Origin of the sequence: Burkholderia sp. 567 (assembly GCF_040545115.1) — a bacterium.
In the GTDB taxonomy this organism is placed as follows: domain Bacteria; phylum Pseudomonadota; class Gammaproteobacteria; order Burkholderiales; family Burkholderiaceae; genus Burkholderia; species Burkholderia ambifaria.
The window spans coordinates 158,599-183,842 of the sequence record NZ_JBEPLG010000012.1 but is presented as its reverse complement, the minus strand read 5'-3'; the positions used below and the strand labels follow the sequence as shown (position 1 = coordinate 183,842).

Genomic DNA, 25,244 nt, shown 5'->3' with positions numbered 1-25,244 from the left:
CTCACTTCCCTAGTAAATTCGGGATATGGCGTCCGTCGGGAATTCAACGACTGGTTCATTCGGGTCCGATCGGCCGACGCCACCCCGCTCATCCGCAGGATTCGCCCCATGCAGCGCTCGATCGCCACCGTGTCACTGTCCGGCACCCTCGCCGAGAAGCTCGCCGCCGTCCAGGCCGCCGGCTTCGACGGTGTCGAAATTTTCGAGAACGACCTCGTCTACTTCGACGGATCGCCCGCCGACGTGCGGCGCATGGCCGCCGATCTCGGCCTCGACATCGTGCTGTTCCAGCCGTTTCGCGACTTCGAGGGCGTGAGCCCGGCCCAGCTCGCCCGCAATCTCGACCGCATCCGGCGCAAGTTCGACGTGATGCACGCGCTCGGCACCGACCGCATCCTGGTGTGCAGCAACGTGTCGCCCGACACGATCGCGGACGACGCGCTGCTGGTCGACCAGCTCGGCGCGCTCGCCGAAGCCGCGCGGCAGGCCGGCGTGGTCGCCGCGTACGAGGCGCTCGCGTGGGGCCGCGTCGTGAAGCGGTACGGCCATGCGTGGCAGCTCGTGAACGCGGTGAACAGCCCGCACCTCGGCCTCGCGCTCGACAGCTTCCATACGCTGTCGCTCGACGATTCGCCGGACGCGATCGCCGACATCCCCGGCGACCGGATCGCGTTCGTGCAGATCGCCGATGCGCCGAAGCTCGCGATGGACGTGCTCGAATGGAGCCGCCACTTCCGCTCGTTCCCCGGCCAGGGCGACTTCGACCTCGCGCGCTTCACGGCTCGCGTGATCGAGTCCGGCTATACGGGGCCGCTGTCGCTCGAGATCTTCAACGACGGCTTCCGCGCCGCGCCCACCGCGATCACGGCCGCCGACGGCCACCGCTCGCTGCTCTATCTGGAAGAACTGACGCGCGCGCGGCTCGCGCAGGACGGCCGCGCGCCGGCCGCCGGCCAGCCGCTGTTCGCGCCGCCGGCGCCGCCCGCGCACGTCGGGTTCCAGTTCATCGAATTCGCGGTCGACGCGCAGGCGGCGGCTACCGTCGGCGCATGGCTCGGCAAGATGCGGTTCCGGCTCGCGGGCCGCCATCGGTCGAAGGACGTGACGCTGTTCCAGCACGGCGCCGCGTCGATCGTGCTGAACGCCGAGCGCGACTCGTTCGCCGATGCGTTCTTCCAGCAGCACGGCTTGTCGCTCTGTGCGTCGGCGTTTCGCGTAGACGATGCGAAAGTGGCGTTCGAACGCGCGGCCGGCTTCGGCTACGCGCCGTTTTCCGGGCGCGTCGGCCCGAACGAGCGCGTGCTGCCGAGCGTGCAGGCGCCGGACGGCAGCCTCGAATACTTCGTCGACGAGACGCCGAACGCGCCGACGCTGTATGAATCGGATTTCGTGCTGACCGACATCGACGGCCCCACCGAGGTCGGCCCGCTGACGGGCATCGATCACGTGTGCCTCGCGCTGCCGGCCGACGCACTCGATACGTGGATCCTGTTCTTCAAGACCGCATTCGGCTTCGAGGCCGAGCGCAGCTGGCTCGTGCCCGACCCATACGGCCTGATGCGCAGCCGGGCGGTGCGCAGCGCGGACGGCTCGGTGCGGATCGCGCTGAATGCGTCGGTCGATCGCCATACGGCCGTCGCCGAATCGCTGGACCGCTATCACGGCACGGGGCTGAATCACGTCGCGTTCCGGACCGACGACATCGTGAAGACGGTTGCCGCGTTTGCAGCCGACGGCGTGCCGTTCCTGCGGATCCCGCCGAACTACTACGACGATCTCGCCGCGCGCTATGCGCTGCCGGACGAGCTGATCGACACGCTGAGCGCCCACCATCTGCTGTACGACCGCGACGAAAACGGCGGCGAATTCCTGCATGCGTATACGGAACTGGTCGACAACCGCTTCTCGCTCGAGATCGTCGAGCGGCGCGGCGGCTACGACGGCTACGGTGCGGCAAACGCGGCCGTGCGGCTCGCCGCGCAGGCCCAGCGCAGGAAATAAGGAAGCAACGGGAAGGTCGTTCCGGGTCGGCGCGGCAGGGGAAACCACGGGCCTCCGTCGCGCCCGCCGCTCGGGCGCACCATCGTGGGGAATGTGGCCGCGACGCCCGCCCGGCAAGGTTGGCGCTTGCGCATCCGACACGACCGGCGGGCGCGAGTTACATCCGGTAATGCTTGCCGCGCCGCAACCTCGGCGCGGTGGCCGCAATTTTAAGAATCGCTTAAGTCTTTCTCGGCACCATCCGCAACCAGTACCCGACGGATATCCCGAAAAAGGAGGACAGCGATGAGCGCCGTAGATGCACCCGCGGGCCGCCAGCCCGCCCCCTCTGCTAAAAAGACGATGCTGCGCCGTTTGCTCAGCCATCACGAAATCGCGACGCTGCTCGTGCTGCTGCACGCGCCGATCGGCGCGAATGCCAAACCCGAATTGCCCGCGCTGCAGGAAGCCGGTCTCGTCGAGATGATCAAGCTCGACGCCGACACGTCACCGCGCTTCCGGCTGACCGAAGACGGCACGGCCGTCCTGAAAGGGCTCGGCTACCGCTGAGCCGACGCTTCCCCCCCGTTCCCGCCTCACCCCGATCATCCCGAACCGCCGGCCCGGCCGGCGCGTCGCTTCACCCCGCCCGATCCTGCAGCATCAGCCGGTATTCGGTCGGCGTCACGCCGACCGTCGCCTTGAACTGGCGCGTGAACGCGCTGTGATCCGTATAACCGCATAGCGCCGCCACGTCGGTCACCTTGTCGTGCGTGACGAGCAGCGCCGTGGCCGCGTCGAGGCGCGTCTTCAGCAGCACCTGGCGCGGCGTCAGGTGAAACACCTTGTGAAAGTAGCGCTCCAACTGCGCGACCGACATCCCGGCCATCTGCGCGAGCTGCTTGAGGTTCAGCGGCTGCACGTAGTGATCCTGGATGTGCTGGACCACATCGGCGAGCTTGCTGTAGGCCGGATGCGAGCCCTCTTGCGCCTTCAGGTCGCGCGAAATGCCCGCGAGGCCGACCACCTTGCCGGCCGCGTCGCGCAGCGGCTCCTTGCAGGTCAGGCACCAGCCCGGCTGACGGCCCGGATACAGATGCAGCTCGAGCTGGTCCATCAGTTGCTGGCCGGCGGTGATCGTCGCCATGTCCTGCTCGAAATAGGTGCGGCCGAAGCGGCGCGGAAACACTTCGTCGGTCGTCTTGCCGAGCAGGTCGCGCTTGTCCTTGTAGCCGCAGCGCATGGCCAGCGTGCGGTTGACGAGCGCGTAGCGGCCGTTCGCGTCCTTCACGAAGAACGCGACGTCGGGCAGCGCGTCGAACACCGGCTCGAGCAGGCGGAAGTGCGCGAGCATCGCGCCGAGATCGGCGTTGTCGGGCTGGTAGCGCAACGTATCGGACAGGCTCATGGGCGGTGCGGCAAGGAAGGTCGTCATCCCGGCATCTGCGAAGGGGTGGCTGATGGCGTCGATTATAGGAGTGCCCTCTCGAACGCGTCTTGGCGATCGCGGGCAGGCGAGCGGGGCGGCTCGGCGCGGCGAACGGTGGGACGCGCAATGCGCCGCCGCTCGGTGGTGATTCAGCGAGCGCATACGTTGGCGCATCGTGCGCCGTGAGGTTGTGCGCACAACCAACGCGCCACTCGCGTGTCCGGCGGCGACGATTTCGCGTCGGCCGCTGCATGTCATCGCGCGTCGGCCGGCGCCGGCGGCGACATCCAACGCACTCCGCCGACGTCGCGACCCACACACGCCCGACCCGCCATCCTAGAAATGCCGGCGTGTCGCGTCTTGGCGCGTTTGCGCACTCCGCATGACGATTTCAGCATATATCAGGGTTATCGACGATATGCCGAAATCGTCGCCGCCCGCGCACCGAACGCGCAAGACGCGGGCATTTTCGCTACCTAGACTTCGCTCAACGGTTACGAGACGACATCCCGCCGCCGCCGCGCACGCCGATTCCGGCACAACCCGCGCGGCGCACGGCGAGCCGCACCGCCGTCGCATCGGCGTGCAAACCGATACGTCTCGCCCGGCTTACCGCACCGGCCCGCTGGCCGGCGACGGCCCAACCACGCCATCAAGGGGAAGTGAAAGTGAAGCTGAAGGTATCGCACGTCGCGCTGGCTGCTGCCTGCGCACTGTCGGGCGCACACGCCATCGCCGCCGACGTCGTCAAGATCGGTTTCGCCGCACCGCTGACGGGGCCGCAGTCGAACTACGGCGCGGACATGCAGAAGGGCGTGCAACTCGCGATCGCCGATTTCAACGCAACGCATCCGACGATCGGCGGCAAGCCCGTCACGTTCCAGCTCGACTCGCAGGACGACCAGGCCGACCCGCGCACCGGCACGACCGTCGCGCAGCGGCTGATCGACGACAACGTCCGCGGGGTGATCGGCCACTTCAACTCGGGCACGAGCATTCCGGCGTCCGACCTGTACGATCGCGCGGGGCTGCCGCAGATCTCGATGGCGACGTCGCCGCAATACACGGCGCGCGGCTACAAGACGACCTACCGGCTGCTGACGAGCGACGCGCAGGCCGGCCGCATCGTCGGCACCTATGCGGTGAAGTCGCTGCACTTCAAGCGCATCGCGATCATCGACGACCGCACGGCGTACGGCCAGGGCATCGCCGACGAATTCGCGAAGGCCGTGCAGGCCGCGGGCGGCACGATCGTCAAGCGTGACTTCACGAACGACAAGGCGCTCGACTTCTCCGCGATCCTGACCAATCTGAAGGGCGTCAACCCCGACGCGATCTTCTACGGCGGCGGCGATGCGCAGTCTTCGCCGATGATCCGCAAGATGCGCCAGCTCGGCATGAAGTCGGCATTCGTGACCGGCGAGATGTCGCGCTCGCCGACGTTCCTGAAGGTCGGCGGCGAAGCGGCCGAAGGCGCGATCGTCTACATGGGCGGGCTGCCGAAGGAAAAGATGCCGGGCTTCGCCGGCTACGCATCGCGCTACAAGTCCCGCTTCAATGAAGACGTGATCACCTACTCGCCCTACGCGTACGACGGCACGATCGCGCTGCTCACCGCGATGAAGGACGCGAACTCGACCGACCCGAAAGTCTATACGCCGTACCTCGGCAAGGTGTCGGTCAAGGGCGTGTCGGCGCCGAGCATCGCGTACGACGCGAAGGGCGACCTGAAGGATGCGCCGGTGACGATCTACAAGGTCGCGCACGGCGCGTTCAAGCCGGTCGACACGATCGCCGGCAACTGATCGCGGGGCCCGTGCCCCGCGCGGCGCGGCAAGCGGTTCACCCCGCCTGCCGCGCCGCTTGCATTTCGGCTCGACGAAGTCCGGAACATCCCTCGGCGCACCGCCGCGCCCGCGCATTTCGCGCTCCTGTAGAATCCCCCCACCCGCTTTGACGCCTCGTCCGCGTTGTGCCCCATCCCGGTGCGACGGCGCGTGTTTCGTGCCCCATCCGGCACCCGGCACGCTTCGACGATGCAAGCCGCGCCTTGTCAGTCCATGCCGATAGCGGGCCCTGGAGACGCAGCACCGACAACTACATTCGAAAACCGATCGTCCTGACCATGCAAGCTTCCGAATTGAGCGGCGTGCCTCGCGCCGCCGAACGCGCGCTCACGCGCAGCGACTACAAAACCCTTGGCCTTGCCGCACTCGGCGGCGCCCTCGAGTTCTACGACTTCATCATCTTCGTGTTCTTCGCGCCGGCGATCGGGCAGCTGTTCTTCCCGCACGACATTCCCGACTGGCTGCGCCAGTTGCAGACGTTCGGCATCTTCGCGGCCGGCTATCTCGCGCGCCCGCTCGGCGGCGTGATCATGGCGCACTTCGGCGACCTGTTCGGCCGCAAGCGGATGTTTACGCTCAGCGTGCTGATGATGTCGGTGCCGACGCTGCTGATGGGCCTGCTGCCGACTTACGACTCGGTCGGCATCCTCGCGCCGGTGTTGCTGCTGCTGTTCCGCGTGCTGCAAGGCGCGGCGGTCGGCGGCGAAGTGCCGGGCGCATGGGTGTTCGTGTCGGAGCACGTGCCGTCGCGCCACATCGGCTATGCGTGCGGCACGCTGACCGCGGGCCTCACGGCCGGCATCCTGCTCGGCTCGCTGGTCGCCGCCGGCATCAACAGCCGTTACTCGGGCGCCGAAGTCACCGCGTTCGCGTGGCGCATTCCGTTCCTGCTCGGCGGCGTGTTCGGCCTGTTCTCCGTGTACCTGCGGCGCTGGCTGCACGAGACGCCGGTGTTCGCCGAGATGAAGGCGAAGAAGGCGCTCGCGGCCGAGATTCCGCTGAAGGCCGTGCTGCGCGACCACGGCCGCGCGGTGATCGTGTCGATGCTGCTCACGTGGATGCTGTCGGCGGCGATCGTCGTCGTGATCCTGATGACGCCCGCGCTGCTGCAGAAGCAGTTCCACCTGACGCCGGCGACCACGCTGTTCGCGAACAGCGTCGCGACGCTGTGCCTGACGGCCGGCTGCATCACCGCCGGCTCGCTCGCGGGCTGGATCGGCGCGAAGCGCGTGCTCGGCATCGGCGGCTTGGTGCTGGCCGCGTGCTACTACCTGCTGTTCGTGCAGGTCGCGGCCGACGCGTCGACGCTGCCGCTGTACTACGGGATCGCCGGTTTCGCGGTCGGCACGATCGGCGCGGTGCCGTTCGTGATGGTCCGCAGCTTCCCGGCCGTCGTGCGCTTCTCGGGCATCTCGTTCTCGTACAACGTCGCGTATGCGATCTTCGGCGGCCTGACGCCGGTGATCGTGTCGCTGATGATGAAGTCGAATCCGCTCGCGCCGGTCGTGTACGTCGCGGCGATCTGCGTGCTCGGCGCGATCGCCGTGCAGTTCTCGAAGGATGCGCCGGAGTTGAACGACGCACGCTGAACGTCGGCGCGCACGCGCCGGCCGCATGAACGAAGGGCCGAATCCCGCGGCGTGCGGAATTCGGCCCTTCTGTTTTGCTTCAGTGCGACGACGTGCGTGCGTTGCCCGGTTCAGCTCGAATCAGCGCAGCGCGCCATACGACGAACTCGGCCGGCGCAGCGCGTCGATGCTCGCGCCGCCCGCGCCGGTCACGAACAGCAGCAGGAAGCCGCCGGCGATCGCGACGTTCTTCCAGAAGTGGATCACCATGTCGTGCTGGACCGCGGCGTCGGTCGCGTCCCAGAAATTGTGTCCGACCATCGCGGTCGCGATCGTATAGAACGCCAGCAGCAACGCGAGCGGCCTGACCTTGTAGCCGACGATCAGCAGCAAGCCGCCGAGCGCTTCGATCGTGACGACGACCGGGCCCATCACCTGCGGATAGGGCACGTTCAGCGCGTGCAGATAGCCGATGAAATCGCTGTAGCCGAGCAGCTTCATCACGCCACCCCACAAGAACAACGCCGCCAGCGCCAGGCGCGCGAAAAAAATGACGCCGGAATCGACGGAACGCGTCATGCCTCTCTCCTCGTATGCAATTCGGCCGTCCGCACGGGGCACACCCATGCGGTTCGGGGCCGCGTGGCCCTGCGGGGCCCGCGGCAAATGGGCCAGCATAGAGGGTCTTTCCGCGCTGTCCAAGAAAAAGGTTGTAGCAAATCTTTACACTGCGGCGGGGGCGTAGGCACGGCGGCGCTATGAAAAGCGGGGTTCGCCCGTGCCGCAAATAAAGGGAACCGGCCCTAAGCCGCGTCGCTCAGCAGCACGCCCTTCTTGAACAGAAAGCAGCCGTAGCCGCGCAGCTCGCCGGTGACGATCACCGCGTAGGCCTGCTGCGCGCGCTCGTAGAACGCGAAACGATCGATGCCCGCGAGCGGCACCGCGCGACCTTCCGCGCGATCGATCTCGGCCTGCACCTCGCGCTGCACCGGCGGCACCGCAGCCGGATCGCCGACGACTTCCATCCGCCATGCGGGCGTGTCGACGAACGTGTCGAGCGGCAGCACGGACAGCACCGCGCGCGCGACGCGCGCCGAATCGGCGCCGTCGATGCGCAGCGCGCGGCCGACCACCGTGTGCTCGGCGACGGATTCCGCCGGGAAATTCGCATCGCAGATCGCCACTTCATCTCCGTGGCCCATTGCGCGCAGCGCGTGCAGGATGTCGGCGTGCAGCAGCGGATCGAGATTCTTCAGCATGTCGGCTAGTCTCCGGGATCAGGAACGAACCGCATAACGTTACCCGATCCCGGACGCCGCCGCGCATGCGCGGTTCGCGTCACGACGCCGCGGCCGGCATTTCGTCGATGAAACCGGTGACCGACTTCAGGCGGCCCGATGCGTCGACGGTGCCGAAATCGGAACCCTTCACGATCGCCGCGCCGTCGGGCGACACGAGCGCCCACGAGAAGCGCAGGTGCTGGCCGAACCCGTCGACGTCGGTCGTGCGGCGGAAACGGAACGCGGGGAAGCGTTCCTGCACCGCCGCGATCATCGTGTCGATGCCCGCGTGGCCGTCGCCGGCCATCAGCGGATCGCGATAAGCCGCGTCGCTCGCGTAGGTCGCATCGATCAGCGCGCGCCGGCGCGCGGCGTCGGGTTCGTTCCATGCATCGAAATAGCGGTCGATCAGGTCGGCGTGAGCGGACTGGACGATTTGGGCGGTGTTCATGCGAGGCTCCTGGTCTGGATGAAGGGAGGACAGCGCCGCGAACCTGTCGGGTTCGCGTGCCGCTATCGTCGCCGGCCCCGCGCGGGCGGTCGATTACGTTCGAGGTAAGGAAATCGCGCCGCCGGCGCACGCGCTAGAATCGGCGTGCCTGGTCCTCCGGACGTCATCCGCCATGCAGCAAGCCCTCCTGATCGTCGACATCCAGCCGACGTTCGCGCCGCCCGAATGGCTCGTCACCCGCGTGCGCGCGCTCGTCGGGCGCCTGCCGACTGTCGCGACGGTCGAGCGTCACGACGAAGCGCGCGTGCCGTTCGAGCGGCAGCTCGGCTGGCGCCCGTCCCGCGACGACGACAGCCTGATCGCCGCCGATCGCGTATTCGTCAAGCACGGCTACGGGCCGCCCGTCGAAGCCGTCGACCACTTGCGCTCGCTCGCGCCGGAACGCGTGCTCGTCTGCGGCATCCAGACCGACACGTGCGTGCTCGCGGCCGGCTTCGCGCTGTTCGACGCGGGCCTGCACCCGACGCTGCTCGCGGATCTCACGGCCGGTTCGTCGCTCGATCGCAGCGGCGAACTTGGCGTGCGGCTGTGGAAGCATCATTTCGGCTGCGTCGAGTACGCGCATGCGTTGTTCGACCTGCCGAACGACAACGCGTAGCCCACCCGCCGCGGCAATGAAAACGGGCGCCCGAAGGCGCCCGCATCGTCTGCCGTCGCGACCGTGCGTCAGGTCACCGGCGCCGGATTGAACAGCGTCAGCGCATTCGCGAGCTTCCATTGCTCGGCCCACGTGCGGCGCTTGCCGCTCGCGACGTCGAGCATCAGCCGGAACAGCTCCCAGCCCACGTCCTCGATCGACGCCGCGCCGGTCGCGATCTGCCCCGCGTCGAGATCCATCAGGTCGTGCCAGCGGCGCGCGAGATCGCTGCGCGTCGCGACCTTGATCACCGGCACCTGCGCGAGGCCGTACGGCGTGCCGCGGCCGGTCGTGAAAATATGCAGGTTCATGCCCGCCGCGAGCTGCAGCGTGCCGCAGATGAAGTCGCTCGCGGGCGTCGCCGCATACAGCAGCCCCTTTTGCCGGGCACGATCGCCGGGACGCACGACGCCGGCGATCGGCGCGCTGCCCGACTTCACGATCGAGCCCATCGCCTTCTCGACGATGTTCGACAGGCCGCCCTTCTTGTTGCCGGGTGTCGTGTTCGCGCTGCGGTCGACGCGGCCGCGCTCCAGGTAACGGTCGTACCAGTCCATCTCGCGGATGATCTCGCGGGCGACGTCCTCGTTCGCGGCGCGCGACGTGAGTTGCGCGACGCCGTCGCGCACTTCGGTCACTTCCGAGAACATGATCGTCGCGCCGGCGCGCACCAGCAGGTCGGCCGCGAAACCGACCGCCGGGTTCGCGGTCAGCCCCGAGAACGCGTCGCTGCCGCCGCACTGCACGCCGACGACGAGATCCGACGCCGGACAGGTTTCGCGGCGACGGCGGTTCAGCCGCTCGAGGTGCGATTCGGCCATCTTCATGATCGAGTCGATCATCGAGTTGAAGCCGACGTGCGCGGCATCCTGCAGGCACACGACGCCGCCGTTGTCGGCTGCGCCGTCGGCCGTCAGCGGAATCGCGCCGGGCGGCAGCAGGCGGTCGGGCTGCAGCTTCTCGCAGCCGAGGCTCACCGTCATCACCTCGCCGCCGAAGTTCGGGTTCAGGCTGATGTTGCGCAGTGTGCGGATCGGAATGTCGGCGTCGGGCGCGTCGATCGCGACGCCGCAGCCGTACGTATGCTCGAGCCCGACCACGTCATCGACGTTCGGGTAACGCGGCAGCAGCTCTTCCTTGATCCGCTTCACCGCATGCTCGACGACGCCGGACACGCACTGCACGGTCGTCGTGATCGCGAGGATGTTGCGCGTGCCGACCGAGCCGTCGGCATTGCGGAAGCCCTCGAACGTATAGCCTTCGAGCGGCGCCAGCGGCGGCGCGGCACGCGTGGCGAGCGGCAGGTTGTCGAGCCCCGGCGGCTCGGGCATGCGCATCGTGCGCTCGTTGACCCAGCTGCCGCGGCGCAGCTCCGTGAGCGCGTAGCCGATCACGACGTTGTAGCGGACGATCGGGTCGCCGGCCGCGAGGTCGGCCAGCGCGACCTTGTGCCCTTGCGGCACGCCTTCGCGCAGCGTCAGGCCGTCGGCGAACGTCGCGCCCTCGGGCAGGCCGCCGTCGTTGACGACGATCGCGACGTTGTCGTCCGGGTGCACGCGGATGTAGAGAGGGGAAGCAGTCATCGGAATTCCTGGAGGCTACCGGTCAAATCGTTAGTCATCATACGACATTCAACACGAACCGGGATGCTGAGTAAACCCTTATCCGGAAAGACCCTAACCTGCGCCCGCCAGCAAACCGCTTGCGTCACCTCTTCCCTCGTTGTACGATGACATACAACGACATCGCCAATACGGCTCGGATGCCGTGCCCGACAAACCTGCACTCGCGCTGCGCTCGCGCTAGACGGACGACCCAACCATGACTTCACCGCAAGAACTCAAACAAATCATCTCCCACGGCCTGCTGTCGTTTCCGCTGACGGACTTCGACGCAGACGGCAGCTTCCGGCCGACCACCTATGCGGAGCGCCTGGAATGGCTGGCACCGTACGGCGCGACCGCGCTGTTCGCGGCCGGCGGCACCGGTGAATTCTTCTCGCTCACGCAGCGCGAGTATTCGGACGTGATCCGCGTCGCGACGGAAACCTGCAAGGGCAAGGTGCCGATCCTGGCCGGCGCCGGCGGCGCGACGCGCGTCGCGATCGAATATGCGCAGGAAGCCGAGCGCCTCGGCGCGAGCGGCGTGCTGCTGATGCCGCACTACCTGACCGAAGCCAGCCAGGAAGGGATCGCCGAACACGTCGAGCAGGTGTGCCGCGCGCTGAAGATCGGCGTCGTGGTGTACAACCGCGCGAATTCGAAGCTGAACGCCGACATGCTCGAGCGCCTCGCCGATCGTTGCCCGAACCTGATCGGCTTCAAGGACGGCGTCGGCGAAATCGAGAGCATGGTCACGATCCGCCGCCGCCTCGGCGACCGCTTCGCGTACCTCGGCGGCCTGCCGACGGCCGAAGTCTACGCAGCCGCGTACAAGGCGCTCGGCGTGCCGGTGTACTCGTCGGCCGTGTTCAACTTCATCCCGAAGACGGCGATGGAATTCTACGAAGCGATCGCGAAGGACGACCACGCAACGGTCGGCCGCCTGATCGACGAGTTCTTCCTGCCGTACCTGCAGATCCGCAACCGTCGCGCGGGCTACGCGGTCAGCATCGTGAAGGCGGGCGCGAAGCTCGTCGGCCACGACGCGGGCCCGGTGCGCGCGCCGCTCGTCGACCTCAACGACGCCGAAGTCGCCGAACTGGACGTGCTGATCAAGAAGATGGGCCCGCAGTAAGCGGGGACGGCCGGCGCGGTGCGCTCAGCGGCACCGCGGCCGGCTTGTCGTCAGTGATGCGTCGCGGCCGGCTCTTGCCGGCCGCGGTCGTTTGCAGCGGCGACAGTGCGCTGCACCCCGCCGCGAAGGCGTGCGGTCACATCTGCGCGATGACGCCGATGATCCGGTGACGCACATTGCCGAGCTTGATCCGGGTCGTCTCGATCTGCTCCTGCGCGCCCGAACGCACGCGTGCATTCGACTCGCCGCCAAGAATCTGCCCCAGCACGTCGCGGTCGACGACCGCATCGAAGAACCGGCCGACCGTGATCGTCGCCGACTGCTTCGCGGTCAGCAGCGCGCTATTGGCCTGCGTCAGCGCGTCGGTACGCAGGTTCTGGTCGCGTTCGTCGATGCCGCGGCGCTGCTCGAGCGCGAACACCAGCGCTTCCATGTCCTGCCTGAAACGGCGCACGGCGAGGCCGAACATGAGCGAATGCGCATCGGAGCCCGTCACGGGCCGCCCCTGGTTGATGGTCACGTCGAATTCGCTGCCGCCGAGGTCGCGCTGGAATTCCAGCAGCGCATTCGCGAGCACGCGCCCTTCGCTGTACTGGCCGATGCGGCTGCGCACGGAATGCGCGACGTCGCCGATCGCCTTCCATAGTCCGGCGGCGAACAGGTGGTCGCCACGCTTGCTGATGTTCATCGGATGGTTCCTTGTTGGTCTTGTGTCGGTCTCTCAGGCTCGCCAGCGGGCCGAACGGCCCGCAGCCTCGCTACTGTAGGAGAAATTCAGGCGGCGCGGAAGGTGGGGGCGGCTTGTGCGGCGACACATCATCGTGAGCATCATTTGATGCGATAATTGATGCATCGACTTATTCGGGAGCCGTTCATGCGCACCACCTTGTCCCTCGACGACGCATTGCTCGCCAAAGCGCAGCAATTAACCGGCGTCACCGAAAAATCGGCGCTGGTGAGAGAAGCGCTGCGCGCTTTGATCGCGCGCGAAAGCGCACGACGACTTGCCCGCCTCGGCGGCACCGAGCCCGATCTTGAATCCGTTCCACGCCGCCCATCGGAGCCCGCATGATTCTTGTCGACACTTCAGTGTGGATCGACCATCTGCGGGCCGGTGACGCAACGCTCACCACATTGCTGGAAGCGGAACGCGTGTTGATCCATCCGTTCATCATTGGTGAGCTTGCGCTCGGTAGCATGCGCGATCGCCAGACCGTACTGGATGCGCTGCGCGACCTTCCCGCCGCCACCCCGGCGACCGACGACGAAGTCCAGCGCATGATCGATGTCGTACCGCTTCACGGGCTCGGCATCGGTTACGTCGACGCCCATCTGCTTGCCTCGGTCAGACTGACCGGCGGCAGCAAGCTGTGGACGCGCGACCGGCGCCTGCTGGCCGCGGCCGAGCGCCTGCAACTCGTGGCCCACCCCGGTCATTGATCGCGCAACCCCGCGGCACGAAACCCGCCACAAATGAAAACGGCGGACGCGCCCGTGGGCATCGTCCGCCGCCATCCATCAACGTACCGAATCGCGCCCCACTCGGGACGCGGCCTTCAGCCGGTCACGTTCAGCACCCTCACTCTGCCTTGCCGTCCCGCAGCCGCGGAATCGCGAGCGGATTGCTTTCCTGCAGCCCCTCGGGCAGCAGATCGTCCGGGAAGTCCTGGTAGCACACGGGCCGCAGGAAACGCTCGATCGCGGTCGCGCCGACCGACGTGACGGACGGATTCGACGTCGCCGGGAACGGCCCGCCGTGCACCATCGCGTCGCACACCTCGACGCCGGTCGGATAGCCGTTGACGAGCAGACGCCCGGCCTTGCGTTCGAGGATCGGCAGCAGGCGGCGCGCGAGCGGCTTGTCGTCGGCGTCCATCTGCAGCGTGGCCGTCAGCTGGCCCTCCAGCGCGTCGAGCACGTGCGCGACTTCGTCGAGATCGCGGCAGCGCACGATCAGCGAGGCCGGCCCGAACACCTCGTGGCTGAATGCCGGCTCCGCGAGGAACGCCTGCGCGGCGACTTCGTACACCGCGCCGCCTGCCTGACATTCGGTCTGCGCCGTCTCGCCCGCGCCGATTTCACGCACGCCCGGCAGTTCGGCCAGCTTGCCGCGACCGTTGCGATACGCGTCCGCGATGCCGCGCGTGAGCATCACGCCGGCCGGCTTCTTCGCGAGCGCCTGCGCGGCGACCGACTCGAAGCGGTCGAGATCGGGACCGTCGATCGCCAGCACGAGGCCCGGGTTCGTACAGAACTGGCCGACCCCGAGCGTCAGCGAATCGACGAAGCCGGTCGCGATCGCGTCGCCGCGCGCGGCCAGCGCGGCCGGGAACAGCACGACTGGGTTGATGCTGCTCATTTCCGCATAGACGGGAATCGGCTGCGGACGCGCGTTCGCGAGCTGCACGAGCGCCATGCCGCCCTGCCGCGACCCGGTGAAGCCGACGGCCTGGATCGCCGGATGACTGACGAGCGCCGCGCCGGTCACGCGGCCCGGGCCGATCATCAGCGAGAACACACCGGCCGGCATCCCGCATTTCGCCACCGCCGCGCGGATCGCGCGACCGACCAGCTCGGACGTGCCGAGGTGCGCCTCATGGGCCTTCACGATCACCGGGCAGCCGGCCGCCAGCGCCGACGCGGTATCGCCGCCGGCCACGGAGAACGCGAGCGGGAAGTTGCTCGCGCCGAACACGACGACGGGCCCGAGCCCGACCTTCTGCAGCCGCAGGTCCGAACGCGGCAGCGGCGTGCGCTCGGGCTGCGCGGGATCGATCGACGCGGCGAGGAAACGCCCGTCGCGCACGACGCGCGCGAACAAGCGGAGCTGGCCGACGGTGCGGCCGCGCTCGCCCTGCAGCCGTGCGACGGGCAGGCCCGTTTCGGCGTGCGCGCGTTCGATCAGCGCGTCGCCCAGCGCGACGATTTCGTCGGCGATCGCTTCGAGAAACGCCGCGCGCGCCGCGAGCGGCTGGGCGCGGTACGCGTCGAAGGCGTCGCGCGCGAGTTCGCACGCGCGCTCGACGTCGGCCTGCGTCGCGACGCCGAAGGCCGGCGCGTCGATCGGCGCGCCCTTCGACGGGTCGAACGCGTGCAAGGTACCGGCCGAGCCGGCCACCGCGTCGGCGCCGATCAGCATCTCTCCAGTCAATTGCATGGGGTGTGCTCCGTGGTTCGGGAATGATTCGCTCATTGTAGCTCAACAGATATGATGTCTGCCGACGACATTTCGATATTTGCGCCGAGCGTCGGCAGCGCGGCCGCGTGCGTCAAATCCTTATCCATCCGGCCTAAGCACGATTTTCTGACCCTTTCGCGTCACCCGGCAAAGGGAAAACCCGAGGTTTCTGCGTGGCGGCGTTGCTCATAAACTCGCGGTCATGTCATACGACGACGTACCTTAACGTGCCCAACAATCAGACCACCTCCCGCGATCTTCCGATCGAACTCGCCGGCAGCGCGCGCCGGACCGCCGTGCGCTACTGGATTCTGGCGATGCTGTTCGTCGTCACGACGCTCAATTATGCGGACCGCGCGACGCTGTCGATCACCGGCACGCCGATCCGCAAGGCCTTCGGCATCGATCCGGTGACGATGGGCTACATCTTCTCGGCGTTCAGTTGGGCGTACGTGCTCGCGCAGTTGCCGAGCGGCTGGCTGCTCGACCGCTTCGGCGCTCGCCGCGTGTATGCGGCGAGCATCTTCCTGTGGTCGGCATTCACGCTGCTGCAAAGCACGATCGGCCTCGGCGGCAGCGCCGCGTTCGCGGTGACCGCGCTGTTCGTGATGCGCTTCGCGGTCGGCATCGCCGAGGCGCCCGCGTTTCCCGCGAACGCGAAGGTCGTCGCGAGCTGGTTCCCGACCGCCGAGCGCGGCACGGCGTCGGCGATCTTCAACGCCGCGCAGTATTTCGCGGCGGTGGTGTTCTCGCCGCTGATGGCCTGGCTCACGCATGCGTACGGCTGGCACCACGTGTACCTGTGGCTCGGCCTCGCCGGCATCGCGCTCGCGTTCCTGTGGCTGCGCGTGATGAAGGACCCGGTCGACCATCCGGCGGTGAACCGCGCGGAACTCGAGCATATCGAGCAGGGCGGCGGCCTCGTGCGCTCGACGGCCCGGCCGAGCGCGGCGCGCGGTAGCGGCGCGGCGTCCAAGGCATCCGAAGGCAGCCGCGTCGCGGGCTGGTACTACGTGCGCCAGCTGCTGTCGAACCGGATGCTGCTCGGCGTCTATCTCGGCCAGTACTGCGTGAACGTGCTCACGTACTTCTTCCTCACGTGGTTCCCGATCTACCTCGTGCAGGCGCGCGGGATGTCGCTGCTGAAGGCCGGCTTCATGACGTCGCTGCCGGCGATCTGCGGCTTCCTCGGCGGTGTGCTCGGCGGGATGCTGTCGGACCTGCTGATCCGTCGCGGCGTGTCGCTGACGCTCGCGCGCAAGATCCCGATCGTCAGCGGGATGCTGCTGTCGATGGTCATCATCGGCTGCAACTACGTCGACAGCGAAGTGCTGGTGATCGTGCTGATGGCCGTGTCGTTCTTCGGCAAGGGAATCGGCTCGCTCGGCTGGGCCGTTGTCGCGGATACCGCGCCGAAGGAAGCGATCGGCCTGTCGGGCAGCCTGTTCAACATGTTCGGCAACACGGCCGGCATCGTCGCGCCGATCGCGATCGGCTACCTGGTCGGCGCGAGCGGCTCGTTCAACGGCGCCTTGGTGTTCGTCGGGCTGAACGCGCTCGTCACGGTGTTCAGCTATCTGGTGATCGTGAAGGACATCAAGCGCGTCGAGCTGCGTCATCGCGACGCGTGAGCTGCGGCGGGAATGGAAGGAAGACGACGGTGGCCGCGTGCAAGCGGCCGCCGTTTTTGCGTCAGGCCGCCGAATGCGCGACGCGCAGCATGTCGTGCACGCCGGACGTCATCAGCGCGAGAAACGCGACCAGACCGATGTAGCAGAGCGCGTAGGTCGTCTTCGTCTCGATCGACGTCGCGTAGTACGCGCGGTTCTCCGGCGCGGCGGGATCGTAGCGCCACGCGCGCTTGAGCTGCGGCAGCGCGAGGATCGCCATCACGATCAGCAGCGGGCTCGGCCGGTACACGAACAGTGCGATCAGCACGGGCACGCCCGCGAACCAGATGCGCGGCGACAGCACCGCGGTGATGCGCCCGCCGTCGAACGGCGACAGCGGAATCATGTTGAACAGGTTCAGGAAGAAGCCCGTGTACGACACCGCGAGCAGCAGGTTGCTGTCGTAGTGGCGCGCGGCCGCGTAGCAGGCCAGCGCGCCGAGCGTGCCGACGAACGGCCCGGCCAGCCCGACGTACGCCTCGGTTTCGGCATCGTGCGGCATCTCCTTCAACTGGATCCACGCGCCGACGAACGGAATGAACGTCGGCAGCCCCACGTCGAGCCCGCGCCGCTGCGCGGCCAGGTAGTGGCCGGCCTCGTGCACGAACAGCAGCGCGACGAAGCCGGCCGCGAAGCGCCAGCCGTAGAACAGCGCGTAGACCGCGATCGACGCGAGCATGGTGCCCGCGGACATGAGCACCTTGCCGAGCTTCAGGCCGCCGAAGATCAGCAGCAGCAGTTTCGTCATTCCTTGCGCTCCGTCTGCGGCGCGCCGGACGCATCGGCGATGACCGGTACCGAGGCGGCCTTCGGCTTGCGGCCGAAAAAGCGCTTCAGCGCCGCCGCGCCCCCCAGCAGCGCGATCGCGCCGATCTTGAAGAACTTCAGCGCGAACGCGCCGATCAGCGCGAGCAGGCCGAGCTTCTTCGCGCCGACGCCGACGATCAGCGCCGCGAGACCGTACTCGGCGACGTGGTCGGTCGACTTGTTGAAATCGGCGTAGCGCTTCCCGTCGTTGAAGCGGATGTTCGCGAGCAGGTCGTCGGCCGAGGGCTTGTACTTCGGCAGATCGGCGAGCGTCGACGCCATCGTCAGCGACAGGTAGCCGTCGCGGCCGAGCACGAGCGTGCGGTAGTTCACACCGTCGTTCTCGGCGTTCGCGGCCGCGCCCTTGTCGCGGATGATCGCGGACCACACGAGCCGGTGCGTGGCCGCGTCGTATGCCGGCGCCTTCGCCCAGCCGACCACCTCGGTTTCCGGCAGGCCGCGCTCCTTGCGCGCGGGGTTGCCTTCCTCGGTGCCGGCCTGCAGGCTCTTCAGCAATTCGTCGGGCTTCCAGTCCTTCGCGTCGTCGTCGCGGATGTAGCCGCTCGGCTCGAACGACACGACCGAGATCCAGTCGGCGTCCGGATCCTCCGGCAGCACGAGCCCGACCAGCTTCGATTCGTCGATCGAGTTGCCCATCGAGCGCAGGTAGCGGCCGGCTTCGGCGGCCGGCACGAACGATTCGCCCGCTTTCAGCTTCAGCACGGCGTCGTGCTTAATGTCGATATCGGCCGGCCCGCTGACGACGGCCTTGTTGGCGGCCGCGGCGGCGGCCCTCATTTCGACCTGCGCGGCTTCGGTTTGCGCGTGGCCGCGGGTCGCGGCGAATGCGAGCATCGCCACGCAGGCGACACGGACGGCGAGTTTTTTCATTGTTGGATTCCCCTGGACTGCCTTGTTGTGAATGTGCACGGCGTCCGGCCCGAGCGTTGTGGTCGCGGGTCCGGCGCCGCCTCTCAGGTGGCACGGCGGCTATGGTAACGCAGCGTCGCCGCGCGTCAGGGGACGAAATGCGGGGGCGGAAGGGAGTCCCGGGCGGCAGCCGGTGGAGTCGGTTGCGCACGCCGGTCGGGAATGCTTACCTGTCAGGTAATGCCCGGCGCGTGCAGGATTGCCTATCATCTGCACCATGAACTCGACCGCCACCGTCCATTCGCTCCCTCCGTCCGCCGGCCGTGCGTCCGGCATCGGCCCGCTGCTGCGCACCTGGCGTCAACGCCGGCGCCTGAGCCAGATGGCGCTCGCGCTCGAGGCGGAGGTGTCCGCGCGACACCTGAGCTTCGTCGAATCGGGCCGCGCGCAGCCGAGCCGCGACATGGTGCTGCATCTCGCGGAGCGCCTCGACGTGCCGCTGCGCGAGCGCAATGCGCTGCTGGTCGCCGCCGGCTATGCGCCGCTGTTTCGCGAGCGGCCGTTCTCCGATCCGCAGCTCGATGCCGCGCGCCACGCGGTCGAGGCCGTGCTGCGCGGCCACGAGCCCTACCCGGCGCTCGCGGTGGATCGCCACTGGACGCTGCTCGCCGCAAACCGGATGCTCGGCGCGCTGGTCGCGCAGGCCGATCCGGCGCTGCTGCAGCCGCCCGTCAACGTGCTGCGCCTGAGCCTGCATCCGGACGGCCTCGCGTCGCAGATCGTCAACTGGCACGAGTGGCGCGCGCATATCCTGCACCGGCTGCAACGGCAGATCGACGCGAGCGGCGACCGCGCGCTGCATGCGCTGCGCGATGAACTGGCTGAATATCCGGCACCGGCCGGCCAGGCCGATGACACGCATGCACGCACCGACTACGCGGACATCGCGGTGCCGCTGCGGCTGCGCACGGCGGCCGGCGAGCTGACGTTCTTCAGCACGACGACGGTGTTCGGCACGCCGGTCGACGTCACGCTGTCGGAACTCGCGATCGAGGCATTTTTTCCGGCGAATCCGGAGACGGTGGATGCGATGCGGGCACTGGCGGAAAAGTTGCCGGCGGAGTGAGCGCACCGTGATTTCGCGCATCAAGGGCGCGGTGCCCGGTTACACCCTGCATCGAATCGACGAAACGCCCCGGCTCCACCGGTACGGGCGGTCCCGACGGTTCACGGCCTTCTCTCCGGGCCATTGCGGTTGGACACTACAATGACGCCCGTTCGTACAAGAACCTGAAATGCCGACCGCCATCCGGGCCACGCTGGCGGCAGCAACCTTCACTTGTCGATGCCGACACGCCCCGGTCCACCGGGCAATTCCAACAATGATTCCGATCGGTCGTTCGCCTGGCTCATGATTCCCGCTCCGATTTTCTCCGGCACCTTCTTCGTCATTCTCGGCATTTCGTTTCTGGCGGCCGTCTCCGTGCTGCTTTGGGCCGTCGCGCTGGCGCTGTCTCCGCGTGCACGGCAATCGTTTGTTGCGAACCGAGGACGCAACGCCGCCGTTCTGGCCGCACTGTGCGTGACGAGCAGTTTCTTCGTCTTCGCAGCGGTGATCTTTCTCAAGGTCGACCTGGACATCAGAAAGGAGCAGGCTGCACTGCATCCTGTGCTGGAGATGGGCCAGCATCTGCTGGGTATCGACATGCCGCCCGGTACCAAACTGTCGCTCAATACCGCCGGCGACATGAAATTCATCGAGGAAGCCAGGTTTCCACACGCGGTCAGCGTCTACGGAATACCCGCCGTGGCGGTGCGAGTCACGGGCGGATATGACGAAGATACCCTTTGGAACTACCGGTCCCCCGTCACGCTCACTGCACTGGCGCTCACCGTAACCGGCACTTCGACGATCGACGGATGGAAATGCGGCGCAAACGCGCCGCTGGAAATCGTGCTGCGCAACGATGCGCGGATCAAGACGCTTCGGTCGTGCGGTCTGGCCGACGGCAATCGCGTGGCCGACTCCGTCGTGCCAGCCGGTTCGGACTTGCGCAGAAACACGACCACCTACGGCGACGGGCTGCGCGACAACGACTACTGGCAGATCGATGTCGCCGATGGCGCCGTGTTCGAACTGGCGGCACTACCGCTGCTCCGGCCGACACTGGACCTCGACCGACAACACATCATTCTGGCCGTCGAGGACGCGACGCTGGCGCGCGCTGCGAGTGTCGGCGACATCACCTACCCGGCCGGCACCGAGGTCGTGTCCGGCGTGCGCGGACTGCGCGATGACTATCCCGGTTCATGGCTGTTCAAGACCGTCCGGGGCGGGCATGCCGTCAGCAAAACCACGGGGCCGATCGCCGATGGCGCGTCCATCGTGCAGGCGCCTTCGGGGAAGGTTTACGCAATCATTCCGCACCGCGCGGATTGACTGCACGATGGAGTGACCTGCCGACAGCGACATTCGGGCACGGCGAGCGCGATCGCCATGGCGAACCTGCCGCAAGCCGTGCTGCCTGGCGAGAAGGTCGTCGCGCTCGGCGGCGGCACGTATTGCGATCAAAGCGCAATGGCGGTCGGCTTGTCCGTCGCGACGACGCAATGGCTCGTCAAAGGCTCGGTCACGATGGCGGTCTCGAGTCACGGCTCGTTCAGCACGGGCGCGGGCGTCGGCTACCGCTGGTAATCGGCCTGCGGCAGCGACGCGTGAGGACGCTGTACCTGACGCGGTGCGGTCAGCCATTGGCGCCACGGCGCAGATGGCTGACCACCGTCACGTATAGAGCGACGCCTGCGGCAACTCCCCCGTCAGCGCAAACCGCCCGACATCGCGCAGCCGATAGTCGAGCGGATCGTGCAGCGTATGCGTGCGCGCGTTGCGCCAGAAGCGGTCGAGGCCGAGCGACGCGGCCGTCGCGCGTGCGCCGCACGCATCGAACAGCGCCTCGCCATTGTCGAGCGCCGCGCGCTGCGCGACGATCTTCGCTTCCGACACGGCGAGCGCCACTTCGGCACGTTCGTCGGCCGTCAGCGCATCGCGCCGCGACCATGCGCGCTCCAACTCGCGCGCCGCGCGGTCGGCCAGCGATGCGGCCGCCACCGCCCGCACGCGCATGTCGCCAAAGCGCTGCAGCGTATAAGGATCGTCACTCGCCTGCGCGACGCCCGAATGTATCCACGGCCGGCCATCCTTCAGCACATAGTCGCGCGCCTCGGCGAGCGCGCCTTCGGCAAGCCCGACGAACAGATTCGTCAGCACCAGCTGCGACACCAGCGTGCGCAGCGTCGCGCGCGGTGTCGGCGGCGTTTCGGACCGGTGCAGCACGTCGTCCGGCGCGAGCGTCACGCCGTCGAAGCGCACACTGCCGCTGTCGGTCTGGCGCTGGCCGATCGGATCCCAGTCGTCGTTGACCGTGATCCCGTCGCGATCGGTCGGCACCACGCCGAACACGGTGCGGCCCGTTTCCGGATCGTGCGCGGACACGGTCATCCGCTGCGAGCCGCGCGTGCCCGAGCAGAAGCCCTTCACGCCGTCGAGCCGGTAGCCGCCGTCCGGCGTCGCGGTCGCCACCAGCCGCGTGTCGAGCGGGTTGACCGCATTGCCCCACCACCAGCGATGCTCGACCGTGCCGCGCAGATAGCGTTCGCGCTGGGCCGCGCTACCCCACACGTCGACGCTCACGATCTGCAGGATCTGGAATCCGACCAGATGCGCGAGCGCGCTGTCGACGCGCGCGATCTGCCGGATCGTGTCGTAGATCGCCGGCCACGCGGCTTCCTGTCCGCCGAATTCGCGCGGCACCGCGAGCGTCAGCAGGCCGGCGTCGGCGAGCCACTGCTTCTCGTCGGCCGCATGACCGCCCGCGCGGTCGCGCGCGGCCGCCGTCGCACGCAGCGAGTCGATCACGCGCGCCAGCGCATCGGCGTCGATCGCGCGTGCATCGGAATCCGGCGCAAACGTCGCCGGGCTGCGGCGATCGTTCATGCGACGGCTTCCGGTGCAACGGGTTCGTGCGCCACGACTTGGCCGGACAGCGGCACCAGCGCGCCGAGCGGGCGGCCGGTCAGCCGCGACAGGATCTCGCGCCGCCAGTCGTCGTAGATCGCGCGGTACTCGGCGATATCCGCCCCGAACACATGCGCGGTATGCGCGTACTCGTCATGCAGATACCCGTCGAGCCGCGCCTGCGTTTCCTCGTCGGCCGCGATCACGCGGTCGATCAGCGCCTCGCGCTCGGCGGCCGGCAGCGCCTTCAACGTGTCGAACCACCACTGGACGATCTGCACGCGATGCCACTCCTCGTCCGGACGAATCCGGTTTTCGCCGTGCTCGCGCATCGCGCCATCCGCGATGCGGCCGGTCTTGCGCTGGATCCACAGCTTCGCGAGGATGTGCAGCTCGTAATGCCATTCGAACGCGAGGAAGCCCGCGACGTCGCGCACCGCGATATCGCCGATGCGCGCCCAGTGCGCGGCGACGAGCCGCTCGACTTCCGGCAGCGGATCGCGGCCCGTCAGTTCGGTCACGCGCTCGCGGCCGATCACCGCATGCGCGCCGTCGTCGCCGAGCTGGCGCGACAGGATCAGCTGGAAATGCGGGTCGTCGCGGAACAGCGTGTCGATCGCCTTCGCGACGACCTGCACGATGAACAGGTCGTGCGACGCCATCTTCGTGTAGTAGTCGGCGACGGCGGCCAGCTCGTCTTCGCTGCGCGGCTCGCGCGGCGGCGTCGCGAGCTTGTCGGGAAAGCCGGGGCGATGGCGTCGCGCGACGTTCAGGAACAGCGCTTCCTCGAATTGTCCGTTCCATTCGCGCGGTGCGCCGATGGGCAAGGTCATGGGTATCGTTCTCTCAGGGTCTGGAAAAATGAAATGAGCCGCGCTCGTGGCGCCGCTCAGGTACGCCGGGTCACGTGTCGGACCAGGCGGTCGCCCGTGATTTGCACGGCCGATACGAGTGCGATCAGGATCACGATCACGGTCGCCATCACGGTAGTGTCGAAACGCTGGTAACCGTAGCGGATCGCGAGGTCGCCGAGCCCGCCCGCGCCCACCGCGCCCGCCATCGCGGTCGAGCCGATCAGCGCGACGACGGTGATGGTGAAGCCGCCGAGCATGCCGGGCAGCGCCTCGGGCAACAGCACGTGCCACACGATGTGGCGGCGTTTCGCGCCCATCGCGAGCGCGGCCTCGATCAGCCCGCGATCGACTTCGCGCAGGCTCACTTCGGCAATGCGCGCGAAGAACGGAATCGCGGCGATCGACAACGGCACGACGGCCGCCCACACGCCGATCGTCGTGCCGATCAGCACACGCGTGAACGGCAGCAGCGCGACGAGCAGGATGATGAACGGCGTCGAGCGGAACACGTTGACGAGCGCGCCGAGCACGGCGTTCACGCCGCGCCGCTCGTAGATGCCGCCGGGCGCGGTCGTCACGAGGATCACCGCGAGCGGGATGCCGATCAGCGCGGCGACGGCGGCCGACGCGGCGACCATCGACAGCGTGTCACGGATCGCGTCGAGCAGTTCGGGCCACCAGAGTTCAAACATAGCCGAGCACCTCCGCGTGGTTCGCATGGCGGCGCGCGCGCTCCAGCAACGCGGCGACCGCGCCGCCGTGTGCCAGCGACTGCCCGGGCGACGCGGCGATCACGAGGCGCCCCTGCGCATGCCCCTGGATCCGCTCGATCCCGCCATGCAGGAAACGCACCGAGCCGCCGAGCGCCGCCGCGAGCGCGCCGACGTCCGGCTCGCCGCCGCTTTCGCCCGTATAGCGGACGTCGAGCACGACCTGCGCGCCGTCCGGCAGCGCAGCCTGCTCGGGCAACGGCCGCACGCGCGCGGCCAGTTCGGCCGGCAGATCGTGCACGAGCGTGCTGAGCAGCGCGCGCGTCGCGCCGTGGCGCGGATCGCCGAACACGCGCCATACCGGGCCCGTTTCGACGACCTCGCCTTGCTCGATCACCGCGACCGTGTCGCACACCGCGCGGATCACTTCCATCTCGTGCGTGATCAGCACGATCGTCAGCCCGAGGCGGCGATTGATGTCGGCGAGCAGTGCGAGGATCGACTGCGTCGTCTCGGGATCGAGCGCCGACGTCGCCTCGTCGCACAGCAGCACCTCCGGATCGTGCACCAGCGCCCGCGCGATGCCGACGCGCTGCTTCTGGCCGCCCGACAGGCTCGCCGGATACGCGTCGCGCTTCGCGGCGAGCCCGACGAGATCGAGCAATGCATCGACCTTGCGCGTGCGCTCGGCCTTCGGCACGCCGGCGATCTTCAGCGGCAGCGCGACGTTCTCGAACACCGTCTTCGCCGACAGCAGGTTGAAATGCTGGAACACCATCCCGGTGCGGCGGCGCAGCGCGACGAGCCCGTCCTCGTCGAGCGCGCCGACGTCGACGCCCTGCACGCGCACGCTGCCCGAACTCGGACGTTCGAGGCCGTTCACGAGCCGCAGCAGCGTCGACTTGCCGGCGCCGCTGCGGCCGATGATCCCGAACACTTCGCCGCGCCGCACGTCGAGCGTCACGTCGCGCAGCGCCGCGGCGTGGCCGCGCGGCGTCGCGAACACCTTGCCGACGTGGACAAGCGACACGGCGGCGACCTCAGCCCGCGTGGCGGCTTCCCGATGCGCGCCATGCGCGTCGCGTGCCGCCGCGCCGGCCCGCACGGCCGATGCGTCGATGAAACCCAGCGTATCGAACAGTTGCGTCATCG

The 25,244-nt window shown here is 68.1% G+C and carries 24 protein-coding genes and 1 pseudogene; 12 read left to right on the top strand and 13 right to left on the bottom strand.

All coding sequences use genetic code 11. The annotated features are described in order from the left end of the window. Positions 1–108 precede the first annotated feature (108 nt). Entirely contained in the window at positions 109–2,001 is a 1,893-nt protein-coding gene (locus ABIC50_RS29280; RefSeq protein WP_354168370.1) for a bifunctional sugar phosphate isomerase/epimerase/4-hydroxyphenylpyruvate dioxygenase family protein, read from the top strand. A 285-nt stretch (positions 2,002–2,286) separates the two neighbouring features. Next, positions 2,287–2,550 carry a hypothetical protein gene (locus ABIC50_RS29275; RefSeq protein ID WP_354168368.1) on the top strand — a complete coding sequence of 88 codons (264 nt, stop codon included), beginning with the start codon at positions 2,287–2,289 and terminating at the stop codon, positions 2,548–2,550. A 70-nt stretch (positions 2,551–2,620) separates the two neighbouring features. Here ABIC50_RS29275 and ABIC50_RS29270 read toward each other — a convergent pair whose 3' ends face one another. Next, on the bottom strand, positions 2,621–3,415 hold the full coding sequence (locus tag ABIC50_RS29270) for an AraC family transcriptional regulator (RefSeq protein WP_011659626.1): 795 nt from the start codon (positions 3,413–3,415) through the stop codon (positions 2,621–2,623). Positions 3,416–4,077: 662 nt separating this feature from the next. Between ABIC50_RS29270 and ABIC50_RS29265 the strand changes: the two genes are divergently transcribed. Next, entirely contained in the window at positions 4,078–5,214 is a 1,137-nt protein-coding gene (locus ABIC50_RS29265) for a branched-chain amino acid ABC transporter substrate-binding protein (protein WP_354168366.1), read from the top strand. Positions 5,215–5,534: 320 nt separating this feature from the next. After that, entirely contained in the window at positions 5,535–6,845 is a 1,311-nt protein-coding gene (locus tag ABIC50_RS29260; protein ID WP_354168365.1) for an MFS transporter, read from the top strand. Between the two features lie 120 nt (positions 6,846–6,965). Here the strand turns inward: ABIC50_RS29260 and ABIC50_RS29255 are convergent, their stop codons facing one another. The 3 genes from ABIC50_RS29255 to ABIC50_RS29245 form a co-directional block, all read right to left on the bottom strand. Next, a complete protein-coding gene (locus tag ABIC50_RS29255) occupies positions 6,966–7,403 on the bottom strand; it encodes a DoxX family protein (RefSeq protein ID WP_011659629.1) in 438 nt (145 codons plus the stop codon). Positions 7,404–7,627: 224 nt separating this feature from the next. Beyond that, positions 7,628–8,083, bottom strand: a complete 456-nt coding sequence (locus ABIC50_RS29250; RefSeq protein ID WP_006752322.1) for an RbsD/FucU family protein — start codon at positions 8,081–8,083, stop codon at positions 7,628–7,630. Between the two features lie 79 nt (positions 8,084–8,162). After that, a complete protein-coding gene (locus ABIC50_RS29245; protein ID WP_354168363.1) occupies positions 8,163–8,555 on the bottom strand; it encodes a nuclear transport factor 2 family protein in 393 nt (130 codons plus the stop codon). A 172-nt stretch (positions 8,556–8,727) separates the two neighbouring features. Here ABIC50_RS29245 and ABIC50_RS29240 point away from each other — a divergent pair, with 172 nt between their 5' ends. Continuing rightward, the gene (locus ABIC50_RS29240) at positions 8,728–9,213 is read left to right on the top strand and encodes a cysteine hydrolase family protein (RefSeq protein WP_354168361.1); all 486 of its coding nucleotides are present in this window, start codon (positions 8,728–8,730) and stop codon (positions 9,211–9,213) included. 68 nt (positions 9,214–9,281) lie between these two features. On the opposite strand, the gene garD is transcribed toward ABIC50_RS29240, so the two are convergent. After that, positions 9,282–10,835: a galactarate dehydratase gene (gene garD / locus ABIC50_RS29235; protein ID WP_354168359.1), complete on the bottom strand. Its 1,554-nt coding sequence runs from the start codon at positions 10,833–10,835 to the stop codon at positions 9,282–9,284. A 238-nt stretch (positions 10,836–11,073) separates the two neighbouring features. Between garD and kdgD the strand changes: the two genes are divergently transcribed. Then, positions 11,074–11,988: a 5-dehydro-4-deoxyglucarate dehydratase gene (gene kdgD / locus ABIC50_RS29230; protein ID WP_006752326.1), complete on the top strand. Its 915-nt coding sequence runs from the start codon at positions 11,074–11,076 to the stop codon at positions 11,986–11,988. Positions 11,989–12,124: 136 nt separating this feature from the next. On the opposite strand, the gene ABIC50_RS29225 is transcribed toward kdgD, so the two are convergent. Next, complete coding sequence (locus ABIC50_RS29225; protein ID WP_006752327.1) at positions 12,125–12,676, bottom strand: hypothetical protein; 552 nt, start codon at positions 12,674–12,676, stop codon at positions 12,125–12,127. Between the two features lie 186 nt (positions 12,677–12,862). On the opposite strand from ABIC50_RS29225, the gene ABIC50_RS29220 reads away from it, so the two are divergent. Together ABIC50_RS29220 and ABIC50_RS29215 are read left to right on the top strand one after the other, a co-directional pair. Continuing rightward, positions 12,863–13,060, top strand: a complete 198-nt coding sequence (locus ABIC50_RS29220) for a type II toxin-antitoxin system VapB family antitoxin (RefSeq protein ID WP_006752328.1) — start codon at positions 12,863–12,865, stop codon at positions 13,058–13,060. Further along, the gene (locus ABIC50_RS29215) at positions 13,057–13,428 is read left to right on the top strand and encodes a type II toxin-antitoxin system VapC family toxin (RefSeq protein ID WP_354168357.1); all 372 of its coding nucleotides are present in this window, start codon (positions 13,057–13,059) and stop codon (positions 13,426–13,428) included. The genes ABIC50_RS29220 and ABIC50_RS29215 overlap by 4 nt, the downstream gene beginning before the upstream one ends. A 139-nt stretch (positions 13,429–13,567) precedes the next feature. Here the strand turns inward: ABIC50_RS29215 and ABIC50_RS29210 are convergent, their stop codons facing one another. Continuing rightward, a complete protein-coding gene (locus ABIC50_RS29210) occupies positions 13,568–15,145 on the bottom strand; it encodes an aldehyde dehydrogenase (NADP(+)) (RefSeq protein WP_354168355.1) in 1,578 nt (525 codons plus the stop codon). A 248-nt stretch (positions 15,146–15,393) separates the two neighbouring features. On the opposite strand from ABIC50_RS29210, the gene ABIC50_RS29205 reads away from it, so the two are divergent. Beyond that, positions 15,394–16,797, top strand: coding sequence for an MFS transporter (locus ABIC50_RS29205; RefSeq protein ID WP_279607805.1), 1,404 nt, complete (start codon positions 15,394–15,396; stop codon positions 16,795–16,797). A 61-nt stretch (positions 16,798–16,858) separates the two neighbouring features. Here ABIC50_RS29205 and ABIC50_RS29200 read toward each other — a convergent pair whose 3' ends face one another. Beyond that, positions 16,859–17,584 (bottom strand): site-2 protease family protein, encoded by a 726-nt coding sequence (locus tag ABIC50_RS29200; RefSeq protein ID WP_011659638.1) that lies wholly within the window; start codon positions 17,582–17,584, stop codon positions 16,859–16,861. Further along, on the bottom strand, positions 17,581–18,534 hold the full coding sequence (locus ABIC50_RS29195) for a DUF2167 domain-containing protein (protein ID WP_354168353.1): 954 nt from the start codon (positions 18,532–18,534) through the stop codon (positions 17,581–17,583). Before ABIC50_RS29195 ends, ABIC50_RS29200 begins: the two co-directional genes overlap by 4 nt. Positions 18,535–18,790: 256 nt before the next feature. On the opposite strand from ABIC50_RS29195, the gene ABIC50_RS29190 reads away from it, so the two are divergent. The 3 genes and pseudogenes from ABIC50_RS29190 to ABIC50_RS29180 all read left to right on the top strand — a co-directional run. Then, entirely contained in the window at positions 18,791–19,639 is an 849-nt protein-coding gene (locus ABIC50_RS29190; protein WP_354168351.1) for a helix-turn-helix domain-containing protein, read from the top strand. A 213-nt stretch (positions 19,640–19,852) separates the two neighbouring features. Beyond that, complete coding sequence (locus tag ABIC50_RS29185) at positions 19,853–20,953, top strand: hypothetical protein (RefSeq protein ID WP_354168349.1); 1,101 nt, start codon at positions 19,853–19,855, stop codon at positions 20,951–20,953. A 33-nt stretch (positions 20,954–20,986) separates the two neighbouring features. Beyond that, positions 20,987–21,208, top strand: a pseudogene (locus tag ABIC50_RS29180) (YadA C-terminal domain-containing protein); the annotation flags it as partial. A gap of 87 nt (positions 21,209–21,295) precedes the next feature. Here the strand turns inward: ABIC50_RS29180 and ABIC50_RS29175 are convergent. From ABIC50_RS29175 to ABIC50_RS29160, 4 genes are read right to left on the bottom strand one after another with little or no spacing between them, the layout of a single operon-like run. Beyond that, positions 21,296–22,507 carry an acyl-CoA dehydrogenase family protein gene (locus ABIC50_RS29175; protein ID WP_354168347.1) on the bottom strand — a complete coding sequence of 404 codons (1,212 nt, stop codon included), beginning with the start codon at positions 22,505–22,507 and terminating at the stop codon, positions 21,296–21,298. Then, positions 22,504–23,361 carry a hypothetical protein gene (locus ABIC50_RS29170; RefSeq protein ID WP_354168345.1) on the bottom strand — a complete coding sequence of 286 codons (858 nt, stop codon included), beginning with the start codon at positions 23,359–23,361 and terminating at the stop codon, positions 22,504–22,506. The genes ABIC50_RS29175 and ABIC50_RS29170 overlap by 4 nt, the downstream gene beginning before the upstream one ends. A gap of 56 nt (positions 23,362–23,417) precedes the next feature. Next, the gene (locus ABIC50_RS29165; RefSeq protein WP_006752338.1) at positions 23,418–24,074 is read right to left on the bottom strand and encodes a methionine ABC transporter permease; all 657 of its coding nucleotides are present in this window, start codon (positions 24,072–24,074) and stop codon (positions 23,418–23,420) included. After that, positions 24,067–25,242, bottom strand: a complete 1,176-nt coding sequence (locus ABIC50_RS29160; RefSeq protein WP_354168343.1) for a methionine ABC transporter ATP-binding protein — start codon at positions 25,240–25,242, stop codon at positions 24,067–24,069. Before ABIC50_RS29160 ends, ABIC50_RS29165 begins: the two co-directional genes overlap by 8 nt. Positions 25,243–25,244: the final 2 nt, after the last annotated feature.

Excerpts from the sequence above, each read along its gene's own strand:
- ABIC50_RS29280 (WP_354168370.1), top strand. The coding sequence starts at position 109 with ATGCAGCGCTCGATCGCCACCGTGTCACTGTCCGGCACCCTCGCCGAG.
- garD (WP_354168359.1), bottom strand. The coding sequence starts at position 10,835 with ATGACTGCTTCCCCTCTCTACATCCGCGTGCACCCGGACGACAACGTC.
- ABIC50_RS29215 (WP_354168357.1), top strand. The coding sequence starts at position 13,057 with ATGATTCTTGTCGACACTTCAGTGTGGATCGACCATCTGCGGGCCGGT.
- ABIC50_RS29225 (WP_006752327.1), bottom strand. The coding sequence starts at position 12,676 with ATGAACATCAGCAAGCGTGGCGACCACCTGTTCGCCGCCGGACTATGG.
- ABIC50_RS29275 (WP_354168368.1), top strand. The coding sequence starts at position 2,287 with ATGAGCGCCGTAGATGCACCCGCGGGCCGCCAGCCCGCCCCCTCTGCT.
- ABIC50_RS29165 (WP_006752338.1), bottom strand. The coding sequence starts at position 24,074 with ATGTTTGAACTCTGGTGGCCCGAACTGCTCGACGCGATCCGTGACACG.
- ABIC50_RS29255 (WP_011659629.1), bottom strand. The coding sequence starts at position 7,403 with ATGACGCGTTCCGTCGATTCCGGCGTCATTTTTTTCGCGCGCCTGGCG.
- kdgD (WP_006752326.1), top strand. The coding sequence starts at position 11,074 with ATGACTTCACCGCAAGAACTCAAACAAATCATCTCCCACGGCCTGCTG.
- ABIC50_RS29245 (WP_354168363.1), bottom strand. The coding sequence starts at position 8,555 with ATGAACACCGCCCAAATCGTCCAGTCCGCTCACGCCGACCTGATCGAC.
- ABIC50_RS29210 (WP_354168355.1), bottom strand. The coding sequence starts at position 15,145 with ATGCAATTGACTGGAGAGATGCTGATCGGCGCCGACGCGGTGGCCGGC.
- ABIC50_RS29200 (WP_011659638.1), bottom strand. The coding sequence starts at position 17,584 with ATGACGAAACTGCTGCTGCTGATCTTCGGCGGCCTGAAGCTCGGCAAG.
- ABIC50_RS29190 (WP_354168351.1), top strand. The coding sequence starts at position 18,791 with ATGAACTCGACCGCCACCGTCCATTCGCTCCCTCCGTCCGCCGGCCGT.
- ABIC50_RS29270 (WP_011659626.1), bottom strand. The coding sequence starts at position 3,415 with ATGACGACCTTCCTTGCCGCACCGCCCATGAGCCTGTCCGATACGTTG.
- ABIC50_RS29170 (WP_354168345.1), bottom strand. The coding sequence starts at position 23,361 with ATGACCTTGCCCATCGGCGCACCGCGCGAATGGAACGGACAATTCGAG.
- ABIC50_RS29160 (WP_354168343.1), bottom strand. The coding sequence starts at position 25,242 with ATGACGCAACTGTTCGATACGCTGGGTTTCATCGACGCATCGGCCGTG.
- ABIC50_RS29260 (WP_354168365.1), top strand. The coding sequence starts at position 5,535 with ATGCAAGCTTCCGAATTGAGCGGCGTGCCTCGCGCCGCCGAACGCGCG.
- ABIC50_RS29240 (WP_354168361.1), top strand. The coding sequence starts at position 8,728 with ATGCAGCAAGCCCTCCTGATCGTCGACATCCAGCCGACGTTCGCGCCG.
- ABIC50_RS29250 (WP_006752322.1), bottom strand. The coding sequence starts at position 8,083 with ATGCTGAAGAATCTCGATCCGCTGCTGCACGCCGACATCCTGCACGCG.
- ABIC50_RS29195 (WP_354168353.1), bottom strand. The coding sequence starts at position 18,534 with ATGAAAAAACTCGCCGTCCGTGTCGCCTGCGTGGCGATGCTCGCATTC.
- ABIC50_RS29175 (WP_354168347.1), bottom strand. The coding sequence starts at position 22,507 with ATGAACGATCGCCGCAGCCCGGCGACGTTTGCGCCGGATTCCGATGCA.
- ABIC50_RS29220 (WP_006752328.1), top strand. The coding sequence starts at position 12,863 with ATGCGCACCACCTTGTCCCTCGACGACGCATTGCTCGCCAAAGCGCAG.